Here is a 16,057-nt window from a genome sequence, read left to right as displayed (position 1 = left end):
TGATCCTTCACCGGAGCGCTCCATGGCCAACCAACCGATCACCGTTCTGCGCGATACCCAGCCGATGCCCGTCGTCGACGCCTGCAAATGGGAGCGCATCGAAGGCGACCCGCATACCGTCAACCTCAACGCCTACACCTCCGAAGACGGCAGCAAGATCATGGGCACCTGGATCTGCACGCCCGGCAAGTGGCGCGTGGAGTACGTGAAGTGGGAGTACTGCCACTTCCAGGAAGGCTACTGCATCATCACCCCGGACGGCATGCAGCCGATCCACCTCAAGGCCGGCGACATCTTCGTGGTCGAACCCGGCATGAAGGGCACCTGGGAAGTGGTCGAAACCGTGCGCAAATATTTCGTCTTTGCCTGATCCTTCGGCATCATCGCTGGGAGCCCGACGTGCCCCAGCGAACCTGCAGCGTTGTTCAGGGCAGCCGCACGGTCAGGCTGACCAGTTTGAGCACGACCGGCCGCACGAGCATGACGCAAACGAACGCCACCGGCATGGCCAGGCTGTAGGCACCCAGTACCGCGTGCAGATACCCCTCACCGATGCCTCGGTTCGCCGCCGTGATCACCAACGACATGAGAAAGGCCATGATGCCTGACATGAAGAAGGCAAAAGCCACCGGCATGGCCCGTGCTGGGAGTTTCCAGTTGCGTGACGCCGGCGACGCAAGCTCCAGGTCGGACATGTTCGTTGCTCCTGATCGATTGAAGTGCCCGGCACTCTAGCGAGGATGGCGATTGCGGCGGTAGAGGGCGAGAGGTAAGTTGAGTATCAACCTTAACTTACGAAAAGGCTGAGCATTGCAAAGCAAAGGTACAGATACCCTGCGAGGCCTGGAGAGCTTCGTCAAAGCCGTGGAGAGTGGCAGCATCGCCGCCGGGGCGCGCCTGCAAGGCATCAGCGCCGCTGCCGCAAGCCAGAATATCGTGCGCCTGGAACAGAGCCTGGGGGTGCGCCTGCTCACCCGCACCACCCGTAGCCTGGCACTGACCGACGCTGGAGCGCTGTATCTCGAGCGCGTGCAGACGGTGCTCCAGGACCTGGAGCTGGCCCGTTCCGATGTCGCCGACCTGCAGGACGAACCGCGTGGCCAACTGCGTATCGCTGCCAGCGCAGCATTCGGGCGCCACGTGCTGGCCCCGCTGATTCCAGGATTCATGGCGCGGCACCCACGTATCCGCTGCGAGCTGCTGACCACTGACGGTATCGTCGATCACGTGCAGGAAGGCGTGGACATCAGCATCCACATCGAGCAGCAGTTGCAGAACGGCCTGGTTGCACGACGTATCGCCACCGCGCAGACCCGTTTCTGCGCAGCACCGGCCTACCTGCAGCGCGCTGGCTGCCCGAGCGAGCCCGAACAGCTGCGTGACCACGACTGCCTGTTGTTTCGCTTCGCCACGGACGGACGCTTCCTGCGCTGGGGCTTCACGCGCGACGGCGTGCATTTCGACGCCGAAGTCGGCGCTGGCATGAGCAGCAACGATATCGACGCGCTTGCCCAGTGCGCGGCGGCAGGCGGCGGGATTACCCGACTGGCCTCGTTCGTCGCCGATCCGTACCTGGCCCGTGGCGAACTGGTCGAGCTGTTCTCCTCGGCCACCCCGACACGCAGCCGAGCCACCAGCGCGCCCTTGCACTACTACTTGTGCGTGCGCCATCGCTACGAACTGACGCCCAAGGTGCGGCTGTTCATGGACTACCTGCAGCAGGCCTTGCCAGCTGAGTTGAAAGCCTCTGCCGAGACAAGCTGACAGAACGCGACCGACTCGGCTTGAAAAGCACGAGAACTTTGCCTATTTCAGATGGTCAGTGTTGCTCCGCCGACCTGGCGGCCCCTCATAACGGACGGCCCACAAGGCCTTTCAGCAAGGAATCATCATGACCCGAAGCAAACTGCCCCTGCTGGCCCTCGCCTGCGCCCTGCCCCTGAGCGCCTGCGCCACCACGCCAGAAGCCCTCAAGCCCTACCCTGCCGCCGCTGACGGCTACAACCGCCACGTGATCGAACTGCCGGCCCAGGCCAACGAGGCCGAGCACAAGGTCGAGATCATCGCCGGCAAGACCCTGGAAGTGGACTGCAACCAGCAGCGCCTGGGCGGCCAGTGGCAGGAGAAGAACGTCGAAGGCTGGGGTTACAGCTATTACGAACTGAGCAAGGTCGGCCCGGCCATGAGCACCCTGATGGCCTGCCCGGACGGCAGTCGCAAGCAGGCGTTCGTGCGTGTCGGCGGCGAGCCGCAACTGGTGCGCTACAACAGCAAGCTGCCGCTGGTGATCTATGCGCCAGCCGATGTCGAGGTGCGTTACCGGGTCTGGTCCGCCGCTGCGCAGACCAGCACCGCGCCGCGCCAGTAAGGCTGTAGGCGGAAGCACCAGCCCCCTTCCCGGCTGGTGCTTCTGCGTGCCTGCTCGACGCCGGCGGCACGACGAAAAGGCTCTAACCAGCGGCTGCGCGACTGGCCGCGAGCGCAGGCGCGGCTATGCTCAAAGAGCACTTTCTCACCGAGCGCCAGCGCCGCGCCCGTATCTATCGGAGCCACCATGGATATAGAAAGCCTCTTCGACCAGCTGCACACCCTGCCCAGCATTCCGAAAGTCGCGCAGGAACTCATCCAACAGTTCGACAACCCCTCCTCCAGCCTGGAGAGCGTGGCCCGCAACATCGAGCGGGACCCGGTGATCGCGGCCAAGGTGCTGCGCCTGGCCAACTCCCCGCGCTTTCGTGGTGCGCGCGAGGCGGTCAGCGTCGAGGACGCCGCCATGCGCCTGGGCTTCAACACCCTGCGCACGCTGGTGCTGGCTTCGGCCATGACGGGTGCGTTCCAGGCCGATACCGGATTCGACCTCAAGGGCTTCTGGATTCGCAGCTTCCGCGTGGCCAGCATCGCCCGCTGCCTGGCCAAGCAGCTCAAGCTGGACACCGATGCCGCCTTCACCTGCGGCATGATGCACAACATCGGCGAACTGCTGATCCAGACCGGCGCACCGGACTTCGCCCGGCGCATGAACCGCCACCCGAAGCGTGAAGCCGCCGCCCATGCCGCCGAGGAAAACCTGCAACTGGGCTTCGGCTACCCGGAGGTCGGCGCCGAGCTGGCGCGCCGCTGGCAACTGCCGGAGCTGATCCAGCACGCCATCGCCTACCAGGCCCGCCCGACTCAGGCCCCCGGCGACAGCCAGTACGCACGGCTGGTCGCGCAGTCGGTGCTCGTCGCCGAAACCATCGAGCTCGATGGCGTCAGCGAGCAGGCGCAGCAGAGCCTGGAAGGTCCGCTGTTCGAGGAAGTGGCGCTGGACACGCTGTTCGCTGCGCTGCCGGAGGTGCTCGAAGCGGACAAGGCCTTTGCCGAACTGCTGGGCTGAGGCCTGACCCGGCGGCGCGCCTGCGCCGCCTTTGCCCGCCCTGCCGGCCTCCTCAGCGGCAGCGCTCGGCGAGCCGCTGCGTGCTCGGGGCGAAGCGCGACACCGCGGCCAGCAACGCCTGCAGCGAGGCACGCAACAGGTTGCCATCGCGGCCGGCGCCGAAGCGCGAACCGGGCTGCCCTGGCCAGCTGACCTCCACCAGCGCCAGCGCACAGGCCTCGCTACCACCACCCAGGCTGTGCTCCTGGTAATCGTCGACACGCAGCGGCAGGTCGAGGGCGGCCACCGCCGCCGCCAGCGGGCCATTGCCTGCACCACGCAGCTGCAGGGGCCGACCGGCCACCTCGACATCCAGTTCGATCCGCTGGCGCTCGCCGTCGTCCTGCAGGCGATGGCCGACATAGACCAGTGCACCGCCCGGCTGTGCGGGGGCCAGGTAGGTTCGCTGGTACAGCTGCCACAGCTCGGCGCTGGACAGTTCGGTCTCGCTGCTATCAGCTTGCTTCTGCACGATGGCGCTGAACTCCACCTGCTGGCGGCGCGGCATCTGCACGCCCTGGTCGCGCTGCAGCAGGTAGGCGATGCCACCCTTGCCGGACTGGCTGTTGACCCGCACGATGCTGTCGTAGGTTCGCCCCAGGTCCTGCGGGTCGATCGGCAGGTACGGCACCTGCCACGGCCCATCCGGCGTCCGAGCGGCGAAGCCCTTGGCGATGGCGTCCTGGTGCGAGCCGGAGAACGCGGTGAACACCAGGTCACCGACGTAGGGATGGCGCGGGTGGATCGGCAGCCCGGTGCAGGCCTCGGACACCCGCGCCACCCCGGCGATGTCGGAAAAATCCAGGCCCGGGTCGATGCCCTGGGTGTAGAGGTTCAGCGCTAGGGTCACCAGATCGAGGTTGCCGCTGCGCTCGCCATTGCCGAACAGGCAGCCCTCGACCCGCTGCGCGCCCGCCAGCAGTGCCTGCTCGGCACAGGCCACGCCGGTGCCGCGGTCATTGTGCGGGTGGACCGAGAGCAGCACATGCTCGCGCCGCGCCAGGCGCCGGTGCATCCACTCGATCTGGTCGGCGAAGACATTGGCGGTGCTGACCTCGACGGTGGTCGGCAGGTTGATGATGATCGGGCGCCCAGGCCCGGCGTCCCAGGCCGCGATGGCGGCGTTGCAGATGCGCAGCGACACCTCCAGCTCGGCCATGCAGAAGGTTTCCGGCGAATACTGCAACACCCACTCGGTCTCGGGATGGGCCTGCGTCAGCGCCTTGAACGACTGGACATGGCGCACCACCAGCGCCTCCACCTCATCCACCGAGAGCTTGAACACCACCTCGCGCCATACCGGGGCGATGGCGTTGTACAGGTGCACGATCACCCGCCGCGCGCCGGCCACGGCCTGCACGGTCCGCTCGATGAGGTCGTCGCGCAGCTGGCTCATTACCATCGGCGTGACGTCGTCCGGAATGCCACCCTCGTCGATCAGCTGGCGGATGATGTCGAAGTCGGTGCGCGAGGCAGCGGGAAAGCCCACTTCGATTTCCTTGAACCCCAGGCGCACCAGCTCGCCGAACAGGCGCAGCTTGCGCTCGCGGTTCATCGGTTCGAACAGCGCCTGGTTACCGTCGCGCAGGTCGGTGGACAGCCAGATCGGCGCCTGGTGCAGGCGCTGCTGCGGCCAGCGCCGGTCAGCCAGGTCGACAGGGGGGAACGCGCGGTACTTGCTATGCGGATTACGCAACATGACAAAGCCTCGATGGGGAACGGAGAACAGCGTGATCTCCCCTGCCTGCGCTGCAGGCTGCCTGAGGCCGGGATCAGGGGGAGATCAGCGGCGCGTGGCGGTCACGCACCGAGTCGGACCCCGGCCGAGGCTCAGGGCGGGTAGCAGCGGGATGAGGACGGTCATGGCGGCGCCTGCATGGATGAGTGCCCAGCGTAGAGCGCACGGTCTCGACCATCTCACGCCAAATGGCCTATCACTGTCGCGAAATGGACAATCTGGCGGCGCAGCGCTAGGCTGGCTCGCCCTCCCACCGCGCAGCCCGCCATGGTCGATCACACCGAACTGCCCTATGAATCACTGGCCATGCCGGTCACCGGCGTGGCCGTCGACTACCCCAGCGGCCACCGGGTGCCGTCGCACAACCACCCGCGCGCGCAGCTGATCTACGCCATCGAGGGCGTGCTGGTGGTCGATACCCCGGCCGGGCGCTGGGTGACGCCACCGAACCGGGGCGTGTGGCTGCAAGCCGGCTGCGAACATGCCCTGCACATGCGCGGCGTCACCCGCGTGCGCAGCCTGTTCGTCAATCCCGATGCCGCCCCGGGGCTGCCGGCTGGCAACCGCGTGATCGACGTCAACCCGCTGCTGCGCGAGTTGATCCAGGCCGCCACCCTGGTGCCGGCGCAATACACCGCCGACAGCCGTGATGGCCGCCTGATGCGCTTTCTGCTGGATGAACTGAGCAGCCTGCCGGTGCTGCCGCTGCACCTGCCCTGGCCGAGTGACCCGCGCATCGCCCGGGTGTGCCAGAGCCTGGCGGATGACCCGGCGCAGAGCGACTCGGCCGAACACTGGGCGGCGCAACTGGCGATGAGCAGCAAGACCTTCCACCGCCATTTCCAGCGCAGCACCGGCGTCACCTTCGGCCGCTGGCGCCAGCAGGCGCGCCTGCTGCTCTCACTGGAAGCCCTGGCGCAGGGCCTGCCCGTGCTGCAGGTGGCGCTGCAGCACGGCTATGACAGCCAGAGCGCCTTCGCCGCCGCGTTCCGCCGTCAGTTCGGCGTGACGCCCTCGGCCTTCTATCGGTGACGCCGCCGCCCCGTCAGCGCTCGCCTTCGCCGTTGGCCTTGGCCGCCAGGGCCAGGGCCATCACCACCTCACGCACCACCTTGCGCTGCTGCGCAGGCAGGCCGAGAAAGGTCTCGATGACTTCGCGTTCCTGATAGAACTTGGGGTCCTCCCAGCGCCCGCGCTGCTCGCGCACCGTCACCCCGGCCCGCTCACCGAAGCGCAGCACCTGCGGCTCGATACGCAGCCACTCGGCCAGGACCTGCAGCTTGTCCTGGGAGGGGATCGACTCGCCACGCAGCCAGCGCGAAACAGCCTGAAACGTCACCGAACGTCCCCAATAGCGCGAGTTGAACTCGCGTTCGAGCACGGCTGGGCGGTCTGGATATCCAGCTGCGAGCATGGCGCTACGCAGCCGCTGGGCGAATTCGGATTTCTCGGTCATGGACGCGGACGTTAAATTCCGCCCCCACGCTAGATTGAACAGTCTGTTGTATTTTATATGAAATTCATGATTTCATCGCATTTCACCGATCGCTGTTTCGTGCACAAGGAGAGCGCCATGATCAGCCCACTCCACCCCAGCTTCGAAGACATCCGTTTCACGGTCCAGCGCACGCCCGACGGACACTTCTGGTTCGCCGCCGGCCCCGTTTGCCAGGCACTGGAGATGGATGACTGGAACGCCTCGCTGCTGCGGCTGTGCCGCCCGGAAGGCATCCTGTTCGGCAACGAGGAAACGCCCCAGGCCATGATCGACCTGGAGAACCTGCTGCGCCTCAGCCTGAACGACGCCAGCCCGCGCGCACGCCGCCTGCGCACCTGGCTGTACCAGACCCTGCTGCCGCACCTGTTCAGCAGCGTGGGGCTGCCCAGCTACCGACAGCTGAACACCGCCGACAAACGCCTGCGCGTGCTGAAATGGCATGACGACTGGTGGATGTCGCTGGGCGACGTCATGCAGGTCTTCGGCACACGCCCGGAGTTGCAGGGCCTGGACGGCAGCACGGAGCGCCGTTGATCACGCCCAGGTGCCGCAGGGTCATCAGGCCGCTACAATGCGCACCTTGCCCGTGTGCCCAGCCTGATAAAAGAAACCACCATGTCCCTGCCCAAGAACCACCTGGAACTGCTCAGCCCTGCGCGTGATGTCGAGATCGCCCGCGAGGCCATCCTGCATGGCGCCGATGCCATCTACATCGGCGGCCCGAGCTTCGGCGCGCGGCACAACGCCTGCAACGAGGTGAGCGAGATCGCCAAGCTGGTGGAGTTCGCGCGCCGCTATCACGCCCGGGTGTTCACTACCCTCAACACCATCCTGCATGACGATGAACTGGAACCGGCCCGTGCGCTGATCCACCAGCTCTACGACGCGGGCGTGGATGCGCTGATCGTGCAGGACATGGGCGTCATGGACCTGGACATCCCCCCCATCGAACTGCACGCCAGCACCCAGACCGATATCCGCACCCTGGAACGCGCCAGGTTCCTCGACCAGGCCGGCTTCTCCCAGCTGGTGCTGGCGCGCGAGCTGAACCTGCAGGAGATCCGCGCGATCAGCGATGCCACCGATGCCGCCATCGAGTTCTTCATCCATGGCGCGCTGTGCGTGGCCTTCTCCGGCCAGTGCAACATCTCCCACGCGCAGACCGGGCGCAGCGCCAACCGTGGCGACTGCTCGCAGGCCTGCCGCCTGCCCTACACCCTCAAGGATGAGAAAGGCGGCGTGATCGCCTACGAGAAACACCTGCTGTCGATGAAGGACAACAACCAGAGCGCCAACCTGCGCGCCCTGGTGGAAGCCGGCGTGCGCTCGTTCAAGATCGAGGGCCGCTACAAGGACGTGGCCTATGTGAAGAACATCACCGCCCACTACCGCCGCGAGCTGGACGCGATTCTCGAGGATCGCCCGGACCTGGCCCGCGCCTCCAGCGGGCGTACCGCGCACTTCTTCGTGCCCGATCCGGACAAGACCTTCCACCGTGGCAGCACCGACTACTTCGTCACCGAACGCAAGGTGGATATCGGCGCCTTCGACTCGCCGACCTTCACCGGGCTCGCCGTCGGCCATGTCGAGAAGGTGAACAAGCGCGACCTGATCGCCGTCACCCACGCGCCGCTGTCCAACGGCGACGGCCTCAACGTGCTGGTCAAGCGCGAGGTGGTGGGCTTTCGCGCCAACATCGCCGAGCTCAAGGGCGAGTTCGAGGAGGACGGCGAGAAGCGCTACCGCTACCGCGTCGAACCCAACGAGATGCCCGATGGCCTGCTGCGCCTGCGCCCCAACCATCCGCTCTCGCGCAACCTCGACCACAACTGGCAGCAAGCGCTGCAGCGCACCAGCGCCGAGCGCCGCATCGGCGTGAACTGGAAGGTCGAGCTGCGTGAAGACGCGCTGAAGCTCACCGCGACCAGCGAAGAAGGCATCAGCGTCGAGGTCGCCCTGCCCGGCCCGTTCGGCGCCGCCAACAAGCCCGAGCAGGCGCTGGATGGCCTGCGCGACCTGCTCACCCAGCTCGGCACCACCATCTACCACGCCCAGGGCGTCAGCCTCGACGCACCACAGGCGTTCTTCGTGCCCAACTCGCAGCTCAAGGCGCTGCGGCGCGAGGCCATCGAGGCGCTGACCGAGGCCCGCGTCGCCGCCCACCCGCGCGGCCGGCGCAAAGCCGAGAGCGATCCGGCGCCGGTCTACCCCGAGTCGCACCTGTCGTTCCTCTACAACGTCTACAACCAGAAGGCCCGCGACTTCTACCACCGCCATGGCGTGCAACTGATCGACGCGGCCTACGAGGCCCACGAAGAAGAAGGCGAAGTGCCGGTGATGATCACCAAGCACTGCCTGCGCTTCTCCTTCAACCTGTGCCCGAAGCAGGCCAAGGGCGTGACTGGCGTGCGCACCAAGGTCGCGCCGATGCAGCTGGTGCACGGCGACGAAGTGCTGACCCTGAAGTTCGACTGCAAGCCGTGCGAGATGCACGTGATCGGCAAGATGAAGGGGCACATCCTCGACCTGCCACAACCCGGCAGTGCCGCCACCCAGGTGGTCGGCCACATCACCCCGGATGACCTGCTCAAGACCATCCGCAAGCCCGAGGGCTATTCGCACTGAGTCACAGCCTGCGCCCGCGCGCTTGAAGCGCCGGGCGCATGGCGCTTGAATAGGCGCCCTCGAATCCCTGACTGCCGGAGGTCCGCGAGTGACCGCGATGATCGTGCTGACGCTGCTGCTGGTGGCCGCCCTGCTGTTCTGGCCGCGCGTCGCCAAGGCACCGATGTGGCGCGCCACCGTGACCCCGCTGGCCTCGATCATCGGCAGTGGCTTCCTCATCCTCGGCCCGGTGATGCTGGTCAACTTCGGCAGCTGGGCGCCGCTGGCCATGCTCGTCCTGTGCGCCCTGGGCTATGCCTTCGGCAGCGCCATGCGCTTCAACATCCGCTACCTGGGCGACTCGCCCCAGGGCCGGGGCACGCCGCTGCAGGACCTTGGCGAACGGCTGTCGTCCTGGGTGCTGGCCTTCGCCTACTTCATCTCCGTGGCCTACTACCTCAACCTCTTCGGCGCATTCGCCGGGCGCATCGTCGACGTGCGGGGCGGCACGCTGCCCAAGGTCATCACCACGCTGATCTACCTGCTCATCCTCGCCGCCGGCTACCTGCGCGGTTTCAGCGTGATGGAGCGCCTGGAGAAGTTCTCCGTGAGCCTGAAGCTGGCGATCATCGCCAGCCTGCTAGCCGGCCTCGCCGTGCATACCGCGCAGCAGGACATGGCGAGCGTGCTGGCCTACAGCCCGGCCAGCACGCAGGGCACGCTGGCGTTGCAGCTGCTGCTGGGGCTGATCGTCACCGTGCAGGGCTTCGAGACCTCGCGTTACCTCGGCCAGCACTACGACGCGGCCACGCGCGTGCGCTCGATGCGCCATGCGCAGTGGCTCGCCAGTGCCATCTACCTGGTCTATGCGGCCCTGCTGACGCTGAGTTTCCACCAGCAGACGATGACCCTGGACGAGACCGCGATCATCGACCTGATGGGCGTGGTCGCCCTGGTGCTGCCGCCCTTGCTGATCGCCGCCGCCCTCAGCGCCCAGTTCAGCGCCGCGGTGGCCGACACCAGCGCCTCGGGCGGGCTGATCAACGAACTCAGCGGCCAGCGCCTGCGCGCGCGCCACGGCTACGTGTTGCTGACCCTCACCGGCCTGCTGCTGACCTGGCTGTTCGATGTCTTCGAGATCATCAGCCACGCCTCGCGGGCCTTCGCCCTGTACTACGCCGTGCAGGCGCTGCTGGCCGCCGTACGCGCCGCGCAGCAGCCGGCCAGCCTGCGGCGTCACCTGCAGATCGCTGGCTTCACCCTGCTCGGCCTGGTCGGCCTGGCGGCGGTGCTGTTCAGCATCCCGGTCGAGGGCTGAACCAGGCGTCAGCCCAGCCAGGCCAGCGCCGCCCCGCTCAGGTACAGGCCCAGGCCGAACACCAGGTGCGTCAGCAACGCGCGCTGCCGCACCAGCCAGGGTTTGGGCGTGCGCCTCGCGGCCATCCCCATGCCGAAGGCCGGCTGCATCACCAGCAGCGGCGCGGCCACCGTGACCACGCCGAAGAGCAGCGCGGGCAGCAGCGCCGGACGCTGCAGCCAGGCCTGACCGCCCCAGGCCAGGAAAGCGGCGGCGAACACCAGCCCGGTCAGGTAATGGAAGCCCCAGCCGAGCAGACGCTCGCCCCGCAACGGCGGCGCCTTGGCGATCGCCGCGTGGCGGAACTGGCCGTGGCGCATGTGCCCCAGCCAGCGCCCGACCCAGCCATAGTCCAGCGACGTCACGCCGAACCAGCGCCGCCGCAGCAACGCCCACAGGTCCATCGACAGCGTCGCACCGACGCCCAGCACCATGATTTCGACTACCATGACCACCTCCATTCAACCTTGCTGAAATGCCTGTGATAGAAGGCTGCCAGTTGAAGTCGACTTGAGGTCAAGCATGAAAGAGCTGGATATCGGCACCGTCGCCCGCTGGTCGGGGCTGCCGGCCTCGACCCTGCGCTACTACGAAGAAAAGGGGCTGATCCGCTCGATTGGCCGCAACGGCCTGAGGCGGGTGTTCGCCGAGTCGGTGCTGCAACGCCTGTCGCTGATCGCGCTGGGGCGTACCGCCGGCTTCTCGCTGGAAGACATCGCCGGGATGCTCGCCAGCGAAGGGGGACCGGCCATCGACCGCGAGCGCCTGGAACGCAAGGCCGAGCAGCTGGACCAGACCATCCGCCGCCTCAGCGCCATTCGCGACGGCCTGCGCCATGCGGCGGCATGCCCGGCCGAGAACCACCTGGCCTGCCCCACCTTCCAGCGCCTGATGACCCTGGCCAGCCGGCAGGCCAGCAGAAGCCGGGCTACTGCGCGATGAGCGCGGCGGGCAGGAGCACCTCGACCCGGCGAACCTCGAGATCGCGACGCAGGTAGTCCATGCGCCGTGCATGGAACGCCTGCATGTGCGGCAGCGCCATGTGCGCGTCCAGGGCGGCCTGCGACGCCCAAACCTCGTAGAAGATGAACAGCGTCGGGTCCTGCGCGTCGCGCAGCATGTGGTACTCGATGCAGCCCGGCTCGGCACGGCTGGGCTCGACGTAGGCACGGAACAGGCGTTCGAAGGCTGTGGCCTGCTCGGGCCGGGTGTGGGCGTGAAGGATGAATGCGTGCATGAGGGCTCCTGGGCAGGTGAGGAAAACCCCAGGTTAGCGCATGCCAAATGCTCAATTTCATGACTTTCAGTCAACAATCATTTGAGCGTGCCTGGGTGTTTCGCACGCGCGGGGCTGGTTAACCTGCCGCCACATTTTCTGGAGACACCCGATGAAAAAGATCCTCCTGCTCAACGGCGGCAAGGCCTTCGCCCATTCCCACGGCCAGTACAACAGCACCCTGCACGACGCGGCGCTGGCCTTCCTCGATCGCGCCGGCTGCGACGTGAAGACCACCTTCATCGACGGCGGCTACGACGTCGACGAGGAAGTCGCGAAAATCCTCTGGGCCGATGTGGTCATCTACCAGATGCCCGGCTGGTGGATGGGCGCGCCCTGGACGGTGAAGCGCTACCTCGACGAGGTGTTCACCGCCGGCCATGGCAGCCTCTACGCCAACGACGGCCGCACCCGCTCCGATGCCTCGCAGAAGTACGGCAGCGGCGGCCTGATTCAGGGCAAGCAGTACATGCTGTCGCTGACCTGGAACGCGCCGGTGCAGGCGTTCGAAGACCCCAGCGACTTCTTCGAGGGCAAGGGCGTGGACGCGGTGTACTTCCCGTTCCACAAGGCCAACGAGTTTCTTGGCATGAGCGCCCTGCCCACCTTCATCTGCAACGACGTGATGAAGGTGCCGGACATCGAGCGTGACGTGGCGCGCTATGAACAGCACCTGGCCACGCTGTTCGCCCGCGACTGAGGCGGCGGCTCACTGCCCGCCGAACAGCGCCGTCCAGTAGATGCCGGCATCGCTCTGCGGGTCGCTGGCGTAGGCGGCGCCCAGTTCGCTGTACTCGGGGTTCATGATGTTGGCGCAATGTCCGGGGCTGGCCAGCCAGCCCTCGACGACCCTGGCCGGCGTATCCAGCGCCGCGGCGATGTTCTCGCCAACGCGTCCCCCGCCATAGCCGGCCAGCTCGGCGCGATCACCCGGAGTGCGTCCGTCGCGCCCCTGGTGGGCGAAGAAGTTGTCGTTGGCCATGGCCCGGCTGTGGCTTTCGGCCGCACTGCCCAGCGGCGCATTCCAGGCCAGCGGATCGGCTGCGCCGAAGGCCTGGGCACCACAATGGCGCGCCTGGGCCCGCGCCCGGTTGATCGCCATCAGCAACTTCTCGCCCTCGGCCTGCCAGGGTTGCAGGCGACCGCTGAGCAATGGCCGCGCCAGAACGATGCGCCAGTCACGCCCCTGCTGGCTGACCCCGACGTCGATGAACTGCGGGTCGAGCAGCACCCGACAGAAACTCTCGCTCAGCGCCTGCATGGCCGAGCGCGCATCACGCGGCCCGGAAAGCGTGATGGCCTTGACGTTGACCAGCGGATAGCCGGCGGCGCCGAGCGCGTCCTGCAGGTCCGCCGTGCCATTGGCCGGCAGCACCAGGCGCGGGTCGTCCGCCAGCGGTGGCAATGGCTCCGAGGCCTGCACGCCGCAGCGCTGTATTTCGCCCCGATAGGCGTTGATCGCGTCGATCAATGCCACATCTTCACTCGCCTGTACCGAGGTGACGGCGGCCACCATCAGCAGCGCCAGCAGCCCTGATCCGCGTCCCCACCTCTTGCCTGCCGTTGTCATACCGCTCTCTCTCCACTAACGTCGTGATTCTGTCGCCATCTCCAGCACAGCATCATGATCAGCGCCGACCTGCGCGAAACCCTCAGTGATTGCGGGTTTGCCGCGCAGACGGCAGGGTTCCTGCATAAGCCCCAGGTGTCATCTCGAACCGCCCAGACGATTGCCCGATCCTGCCAGAGAACAGCCAATGCCCGATCACTTCGCCAAGAACGAACAACATCGACGCCTGGTCCTCAAAGCCCTGCTCTGGATCACTCTGGTCGGCGGCCTGTTCTTCTTCGTGGTCAACCTGCTGCGCGACAACTGGCTGCTGGCCACGCTCGAGATCGGCTACGCCGGCGTGTCGCTGTACATGCTGATGATCATCGATCGAACGCGCAATCTGCAGCTATTGACCACGATTTACCTGTTGCCGTTCTTCAGCATCATGATCGTGGCGCTGTCGCGCCCACATACCACCTTCGCCGTGTTCGCCTGGATTCAGACCATCCCGATCATCTGCTACATGCTACTCGGGCTGCGCCTGGGCCTGTACGGCTCGATCCTGTTCGTCGGCATCGGCCTGTTCACCTTCAACCAGCGCCTGCCGGCGGAGCAGCAACTGGTCAACGCCGTGATACTCGCCAACCTCGGCCTGGCCAGCCTGGCGGTGATGATCTTCGCCCATATCTACGAACGCAGCCGGGTGCTCAACGAGAAGCGCCTGATCGAGCAAGCCACCACGGACGCGCTGACCGGCCTGGCGAACCGCATGAAGCTGAGCGAAGTGTTCGAGCGCGAACGCGCGCATGCCCTGCGCAACGACACGGCGCTGTCACTGGTGTTCGTCGATATCGATCACTTCAAGCAGATCAACGACCGTTTCGGTCACGAGGTCGGCGACCGCGCCCTGGCCCACTTCGCCACGGTGCTGACGCAGCGGTTGCGCATCAATGACCTGTTCTGCCGGATGGGTGGCGAGGAATTCGCCGTGCTGCTGCCCGGCACCCCGCCGGGGCGCGCACGGGAGATCGCGGAAAGCCTGCGCCAGCGCCTGGCGGACAAACCGCTCGAGGTGGCCGGCAGCGCCGTGCCCATGACGCTCAGCGCGGGCGTGGCCAGCCTGGGCAGCGACGGCCAGTCGCTGGATGAACTGATGCGGGCCGCCGACAGGCGCACCTACGCCGCCAAGCGCGCCGGGCGCAATCAGGTGATCGCGGACGAAGACGAGGCCAGCGCGATCGACGCGGTCCCCGGCTGAGCCAGCGGCATCAGGCGTAGACGCTCAGCCCGCCCTTCTCCTGCAGCCACTGGCGGTAGGTTTCCAGCGAGTCGGTCTGCTGCTCGCCGTTGCGGCCGGCGATCAGCACACTGCCGTCCATGCCGCCATCCACCATCTTCTGCACCTGCTCCAGCAGCTTGGCCGCATCGTCGCGGTCGAGGTCCTCGACATCCGGCAACTGGATCGCCGAAGACGATGCCGCCTTGCTCTCGCCAAGGCCCTGCAGGCCAGTGGCCGCCTGCGCCGTGCCACCCTGCATCGCGCGCAGCAAGCCACCCTCGCTGCGCGCCACCACCTGCTTGGCGAAACGGCGAAGATCGGCCAGCGGGTCCTGGCTGCTCGAGGTGTCGCTGTCGCCGCTGGCAGCGCTGGAACGGTTGTTGAGCTGGCTACCGTAGTAGCTGAGCATGGCAGGCATGCTGTTGTTGATACTGGTCATGGGGCCTCCGCGAAAAGCGTTCAGCCTCTGATAAAGCAGATTACGGGCCATCTCTGAAAGCCAGTATTCACAGGGCTTCCAGGCCCGCGTCGGCAGCACGTTGCCGACGCGAGGCAATCCGTTGCCAGGCGAAGCGGAAAGACACTGCAGCTCGCCATTCCAATGATGGCATTTTGACGCTAATATCCCGCCGCGCCGAAGGATGGCAGAGGGACAGCGCTCAGGCGGAAATCCAGATACCACCGACGGATACCTGCCCTTTCAGCAATACGCCAAGGATGCTTCATCGATGTTCAAAGCACGCTTTCTCGCGGCCGGCCTTGCCGGCATGACCCTGACCGGCTGCATGTCGTTCACCCCGGCAGGTCCGATCTACCCTCCCAGCCAGATCATCGAACACTCCCTGCCGGGCAGCGCGATGATCAAGGACGTCAAGGTCACGGACACGCGTATCGATGAAAACACCCGTCGCAACATCGGCAACCAGCTGACCGCCCAGATCAGCCAGCACATCGAGAAGGGCGAGTACTTCAAGCGCGTCATCAGCTTCCCCGCCAAGCTGAATGAACAGGACGTCCAGCTGCAGTTCGACTTCTCCTCGCTGAAAGGCAAACGCACGCCACACCCGGGTTACGTCCCCGGCGCACTGCTGACGCTGACGATCTGGATCTGGGTGAACGGACCGATCTACGTCGACAAGTACGACCTGGCAGCCGAGCTGCAGATCCTCGACAACCAGGGCCGGCAACTGGCGCTGTCGCAGAAGAACCTGGTGGTGGACAAGAACACCGGCCTCTGGGACTACGACTACATGTTCCCGTCTGGCGGACAGCAGCTGACCGAGCTGGTCGAGCAGCTGCTGCAGGACGGCACCCGACAACTGACCCACTGAAAAGGAT

19 protein-coding genes are annotated in these 16,057 nt (G+C 66.3%); 12 read left to right on the top strand and 7 right to left on the bottom strand.

Features of this window, described 5'->3' with window-relative positions:
• The first annotated feature begins 22 nt into the window (after positions 1-22).
• The gene (locus EWH21_RS18975) at positions 23-370 is read left to right on the top strand and encodes a cupin domain-containing protein (RefSeq protein WP_037056186.1); all 348 of its coding nucleotides are present in this window, start codon (positions 23-25) and stop codon (positions 368-370) included.
• A 55-nt stretch (positions 371-425) separates the two neighbouring features.
• Here EWH21_RS18975 and EWH21_RS18970 read toward each other — a convergent pair whose 3' ends face one another.
• Positions 426-695, bottom strand: coding sequence for a DUF2798 domain-containing protein (locus EWH21_RS18970; RefSeq protein WP_047584742.1), 270 nt, complete (start codon positions 693-695; stop codon positions 426-428).
• A gap of 115 nt (positions 696-810) precedes the next feature.
• Here EWH21_RS18970 and EWH21_RS18965 point away from each other — a divergent pair, with 115 nt between their 5' ends.
• The 3 genes from EWH21_RS18965 (at position 811) to EWH21_RS18955 (ending at position 3,376) form a co-directional block, all read left to right on the top strand.
• Positions 811-1,764 (top strand): LysR family transcriptional regulator, encoded by a 954-nt coding sequence (locus EWH21_RS18965; RefSeq protein ID WP_277699062.1) that lies wholly within the window; start codon positions 811-813, stop codon positions 1,762-1,764.
• A gap of 127 nt (positions 1,765-1,891) precedes the next feature.
• On the top strand, positions 1,892-2,368 hold the full coding sequence (eco, locus tag EWH21_RS18960) for a serine protease inhibitor ecotin (RefSeq protein WP_277699061.1): 477 nt from the start codon (positions 1,892-1,894) through the stop codon (positions 2,366-2,368).
• A gap of 186 nt (positions 2,369-2,554) precedes the next feature.
• Positions 2,555-3,376, top strand: a complete 822-nt coding sequence (locus tag EWH21_RS18955) for an HDOD domain-containing protein (protein WP_150605955.1) — start codon at positions 2,555-2,557, stop codon at positions 3,374-3,376.
• Between the two features lie 52 nt (positions 3,377-3,428).
• Here EWH21_RS18955 and leuA read toward each other — a convergent pair whose 3' ends face one another.
• A complete protein-coding gene (gene leuA / locus EWH21_RS18950; protein WP_277699060.1) occupies positions 3,429-5,114 on the bottom strand; it encodes a 2-isopropylmalate synthase in 1,686 nt (561 codons plus the stop codon).
• A 306-nt stretch (positions 5,115-5,420) separates the two neighbouring features.
• Between leuA and EWH21_RS18945 the strand changes: the two genes are divergently transcribed.
• A complete protein-coding gene (locus EWH21_RS18945) occupies positions 5,421-6,185 on the top strand; it encodes a helix-turn-helix transcriptional regulator (protein ID WP_037056175.1) in 765 nt (254 codons plus the stop codon).
• Between the two features lie 13 nt (positions 6,186-6,198).
• On the opposite strand, the gene EWH21_RS18940 is transcribed toward EWH21_RS18945, so the two are convergent.
• Positions 6,199-6,609, bottom strand: a complete 411-nt coding sequence (locus tag EWH21_RS18940; protein ID WP_037056173.1) for a transcriptional regulator — start codon at positions 6,607-6,609, stop codon at positions 6,199-6,201.
• 117 nt (positions 6,610-6,726) lie between these two features.
• Between EWH21_RS18940 and EWH21_RS18935 the strand changes: the two genes are divergently transcribed.
• The 3 genes from EWH21_RS18935 (at position 6,727) to EWH21_RS18925 (ending at position 10,573) form a co-directional block, all read left to right on the top strand.
• Positions 6,727-7,185, top strand: a complete 459-nt coding sequence (locus EWH21_RS18935) for a Bro-N domain-containing protein (RefSeq protein WP_152489292.1) — start codon at positions 6,727-6,729, stop codon at positions 7,183-7,185.
• An 81-nt stretch (positions 7,186-7,266) separates the two neighbouring features.
• The gene (locus EWH21_RS18930; RefSeq protein WP_277699059.1) at positions 7,267-9,276 is read left to right on the top strand and encodes a U32 family peptidase; all 2,010 of its coding nucleotides are present in this window, start codon (positions 7,267-7,269) and stop codon (positions 9,274-9,276) included.
• An 88-nt stretch (positions 9,277-9,364) separates the two neighbouring features.
• Positions 9,365-10,573, top strand: a complete 1,209-nt coding sequence (locus tag EWH21_RS18925; RefSeq protein WP_277699058.1) for a hypothetical protein — start codon at positions 9,365-9,367, stop codon at positions 10,571-10,573.
• A gap of 8 nt (positions 10,574-10,581) precedes the next feature.
• On the opposite strand, the gene EWH21_RS18920 is transcribed toward EWH21_RS18925, so the two are convergent.
• Complete coding sequence (locus EWH21_RS18920; protein ID WP_277699057.1) at positions 10,582-11,061, bottom strand: DUF2938 domain-containing protein; 480 nt, start codon at positions 11,059-11,061, stop codon at positions 10,582-10,584.
• Positions 11,062-11,134: 73 nt separating this feature from the next.
• Here EWH21_RS18920 and EWH21_RS18915 point away from each other — a divergent pair, with 73 nt between their 5' ends.
• The gene (locus tag EWH21_RS18915) at positions 11,135-11,554 is read left to right on the top strand and encodes a helix-turn-helix domain-containing protein (RefSeq protein ID WP_037056167.1); all 420 of its coding nucleotides are present in this window, start codon (positions 11,135-11,137) and stop codon (positions 11,552-11,554) included.
• Here EWH21_RS18915 and EWH21_RS18910 read toward each other — a convergent pair.
• The gene (locus EWH21_RS18910; RefSeq protein ID WP_037056165.1) at positions 11,541-11,849 is read right to left on the bottom strand and encodes a putative quinol monooxygenase; all 309 of its coding nucleotides are present in this window, start codon (positions 11,847-11,849) and stop codon (positions 11,541-11,543) included. The genes EWH21_RS18915 and EWH21_RS18910 overlap by 14 nt on opposite strands.
• A 151-nt stretch (positions 11,850-12,000) precedes the next feature.
• On the opposite strand from EWH21_RS18910, the gene EWH21_RS18905 reads away from it, so the two are divergent.
• Positions 12,001-12,588: an NAD(P)H-dependent oxidoreductase gene (locus EWH21_RS18905; RefSeq protein ID WP_047585125.1), complete on the top strand. Its 588-nt coding sequence runs from the start codon at positions 12,001-12,003 to the stop codon at positions 12,586-12,588.
• Between the two features lie 9 nt (positions 12,589-12,597).
• Here the strand turns inward: EWH21_RS18905 and EWH21_RS18900 are convergent, their stop codons facing one another.
• Positions 12,598-13,404, bottom strand: a complete 807-nt coding sequence (locus tag EWH21_RS18900; RefSeq protein ID WP_277700632.1) for a CAP domain-containing protein — start codon at positions 13,402-13,404, stop codon at positions 12,598-12,600.
• 241 nt (positions 13,405-13,645) lie between these two features.
• Between EWH21_RS18900 and EWH21_RS18895 the strand changes: the two genes are divergently transcribed.
• Positions 13,646-14,698, top strand: coding sequence for a GGDEF domain-containing protein (locus tag EWH21_RS18895; protein WP_179554697.1), 1,053 nt, complete (start codon positions 13,646-13,648; stop codon positions 14,696-14,698).
• Positions 14,699-14,708: 10 nt separating this feature from the next.
• Here the strand turns inward: EWH21_RS18895 and EWH21_RS18890 are convergent, their stop codons facing one another.
• Positions 14,709-15,158 carry a hypothetical protein gene (locus tag EWH21_RS18890; protein ID WP_047585119.1) on the bottom strand — a complete coding sequence of 150 codons (450 nt, stop codon included), beginning with the start codon at positions 15,156-15,158 and terminating at the stop codon, positions 14,709-14,711.
• Positions 15,159-15,447: 289 nt separating this feature from the next.
• Here EWH21_RS18890 and EWH21_RS18885 point away from each other — a divergent pair, with 289 nt between their 5' ends.
• The gene (locus tag EWH21_RS18885) at positions 15,448-16,050 is read left to right on the top strand and encodes a hypothetical protein (RefSeq protein WP_150605969.1); all 603 of its coding nucleotides are present in this window, start codon (positions 15,448-15,450) and stop codon (positions 16,048-16,050) included.
• The last annotated feature ends 7 nt before the right edge of the window (positions 16,051-16,057 follow it).

This window comes from Pseudomonas sp. REST10, from assembly GCF_029542605.1.
Classification (GTDB): domain Bacteria; phylum Pseudomonadota; class Gammaproteobacteria; order Pseudomonadales; family Pseudomonadaceae; genus Aquipseudomonas; species Aquipseudomonas khazarica.
The sequence above is the reverse complement of the archived record's forward strand: the minus strand, read 5'-3'. Positions and strand labels throughout refer to the sequence as shown.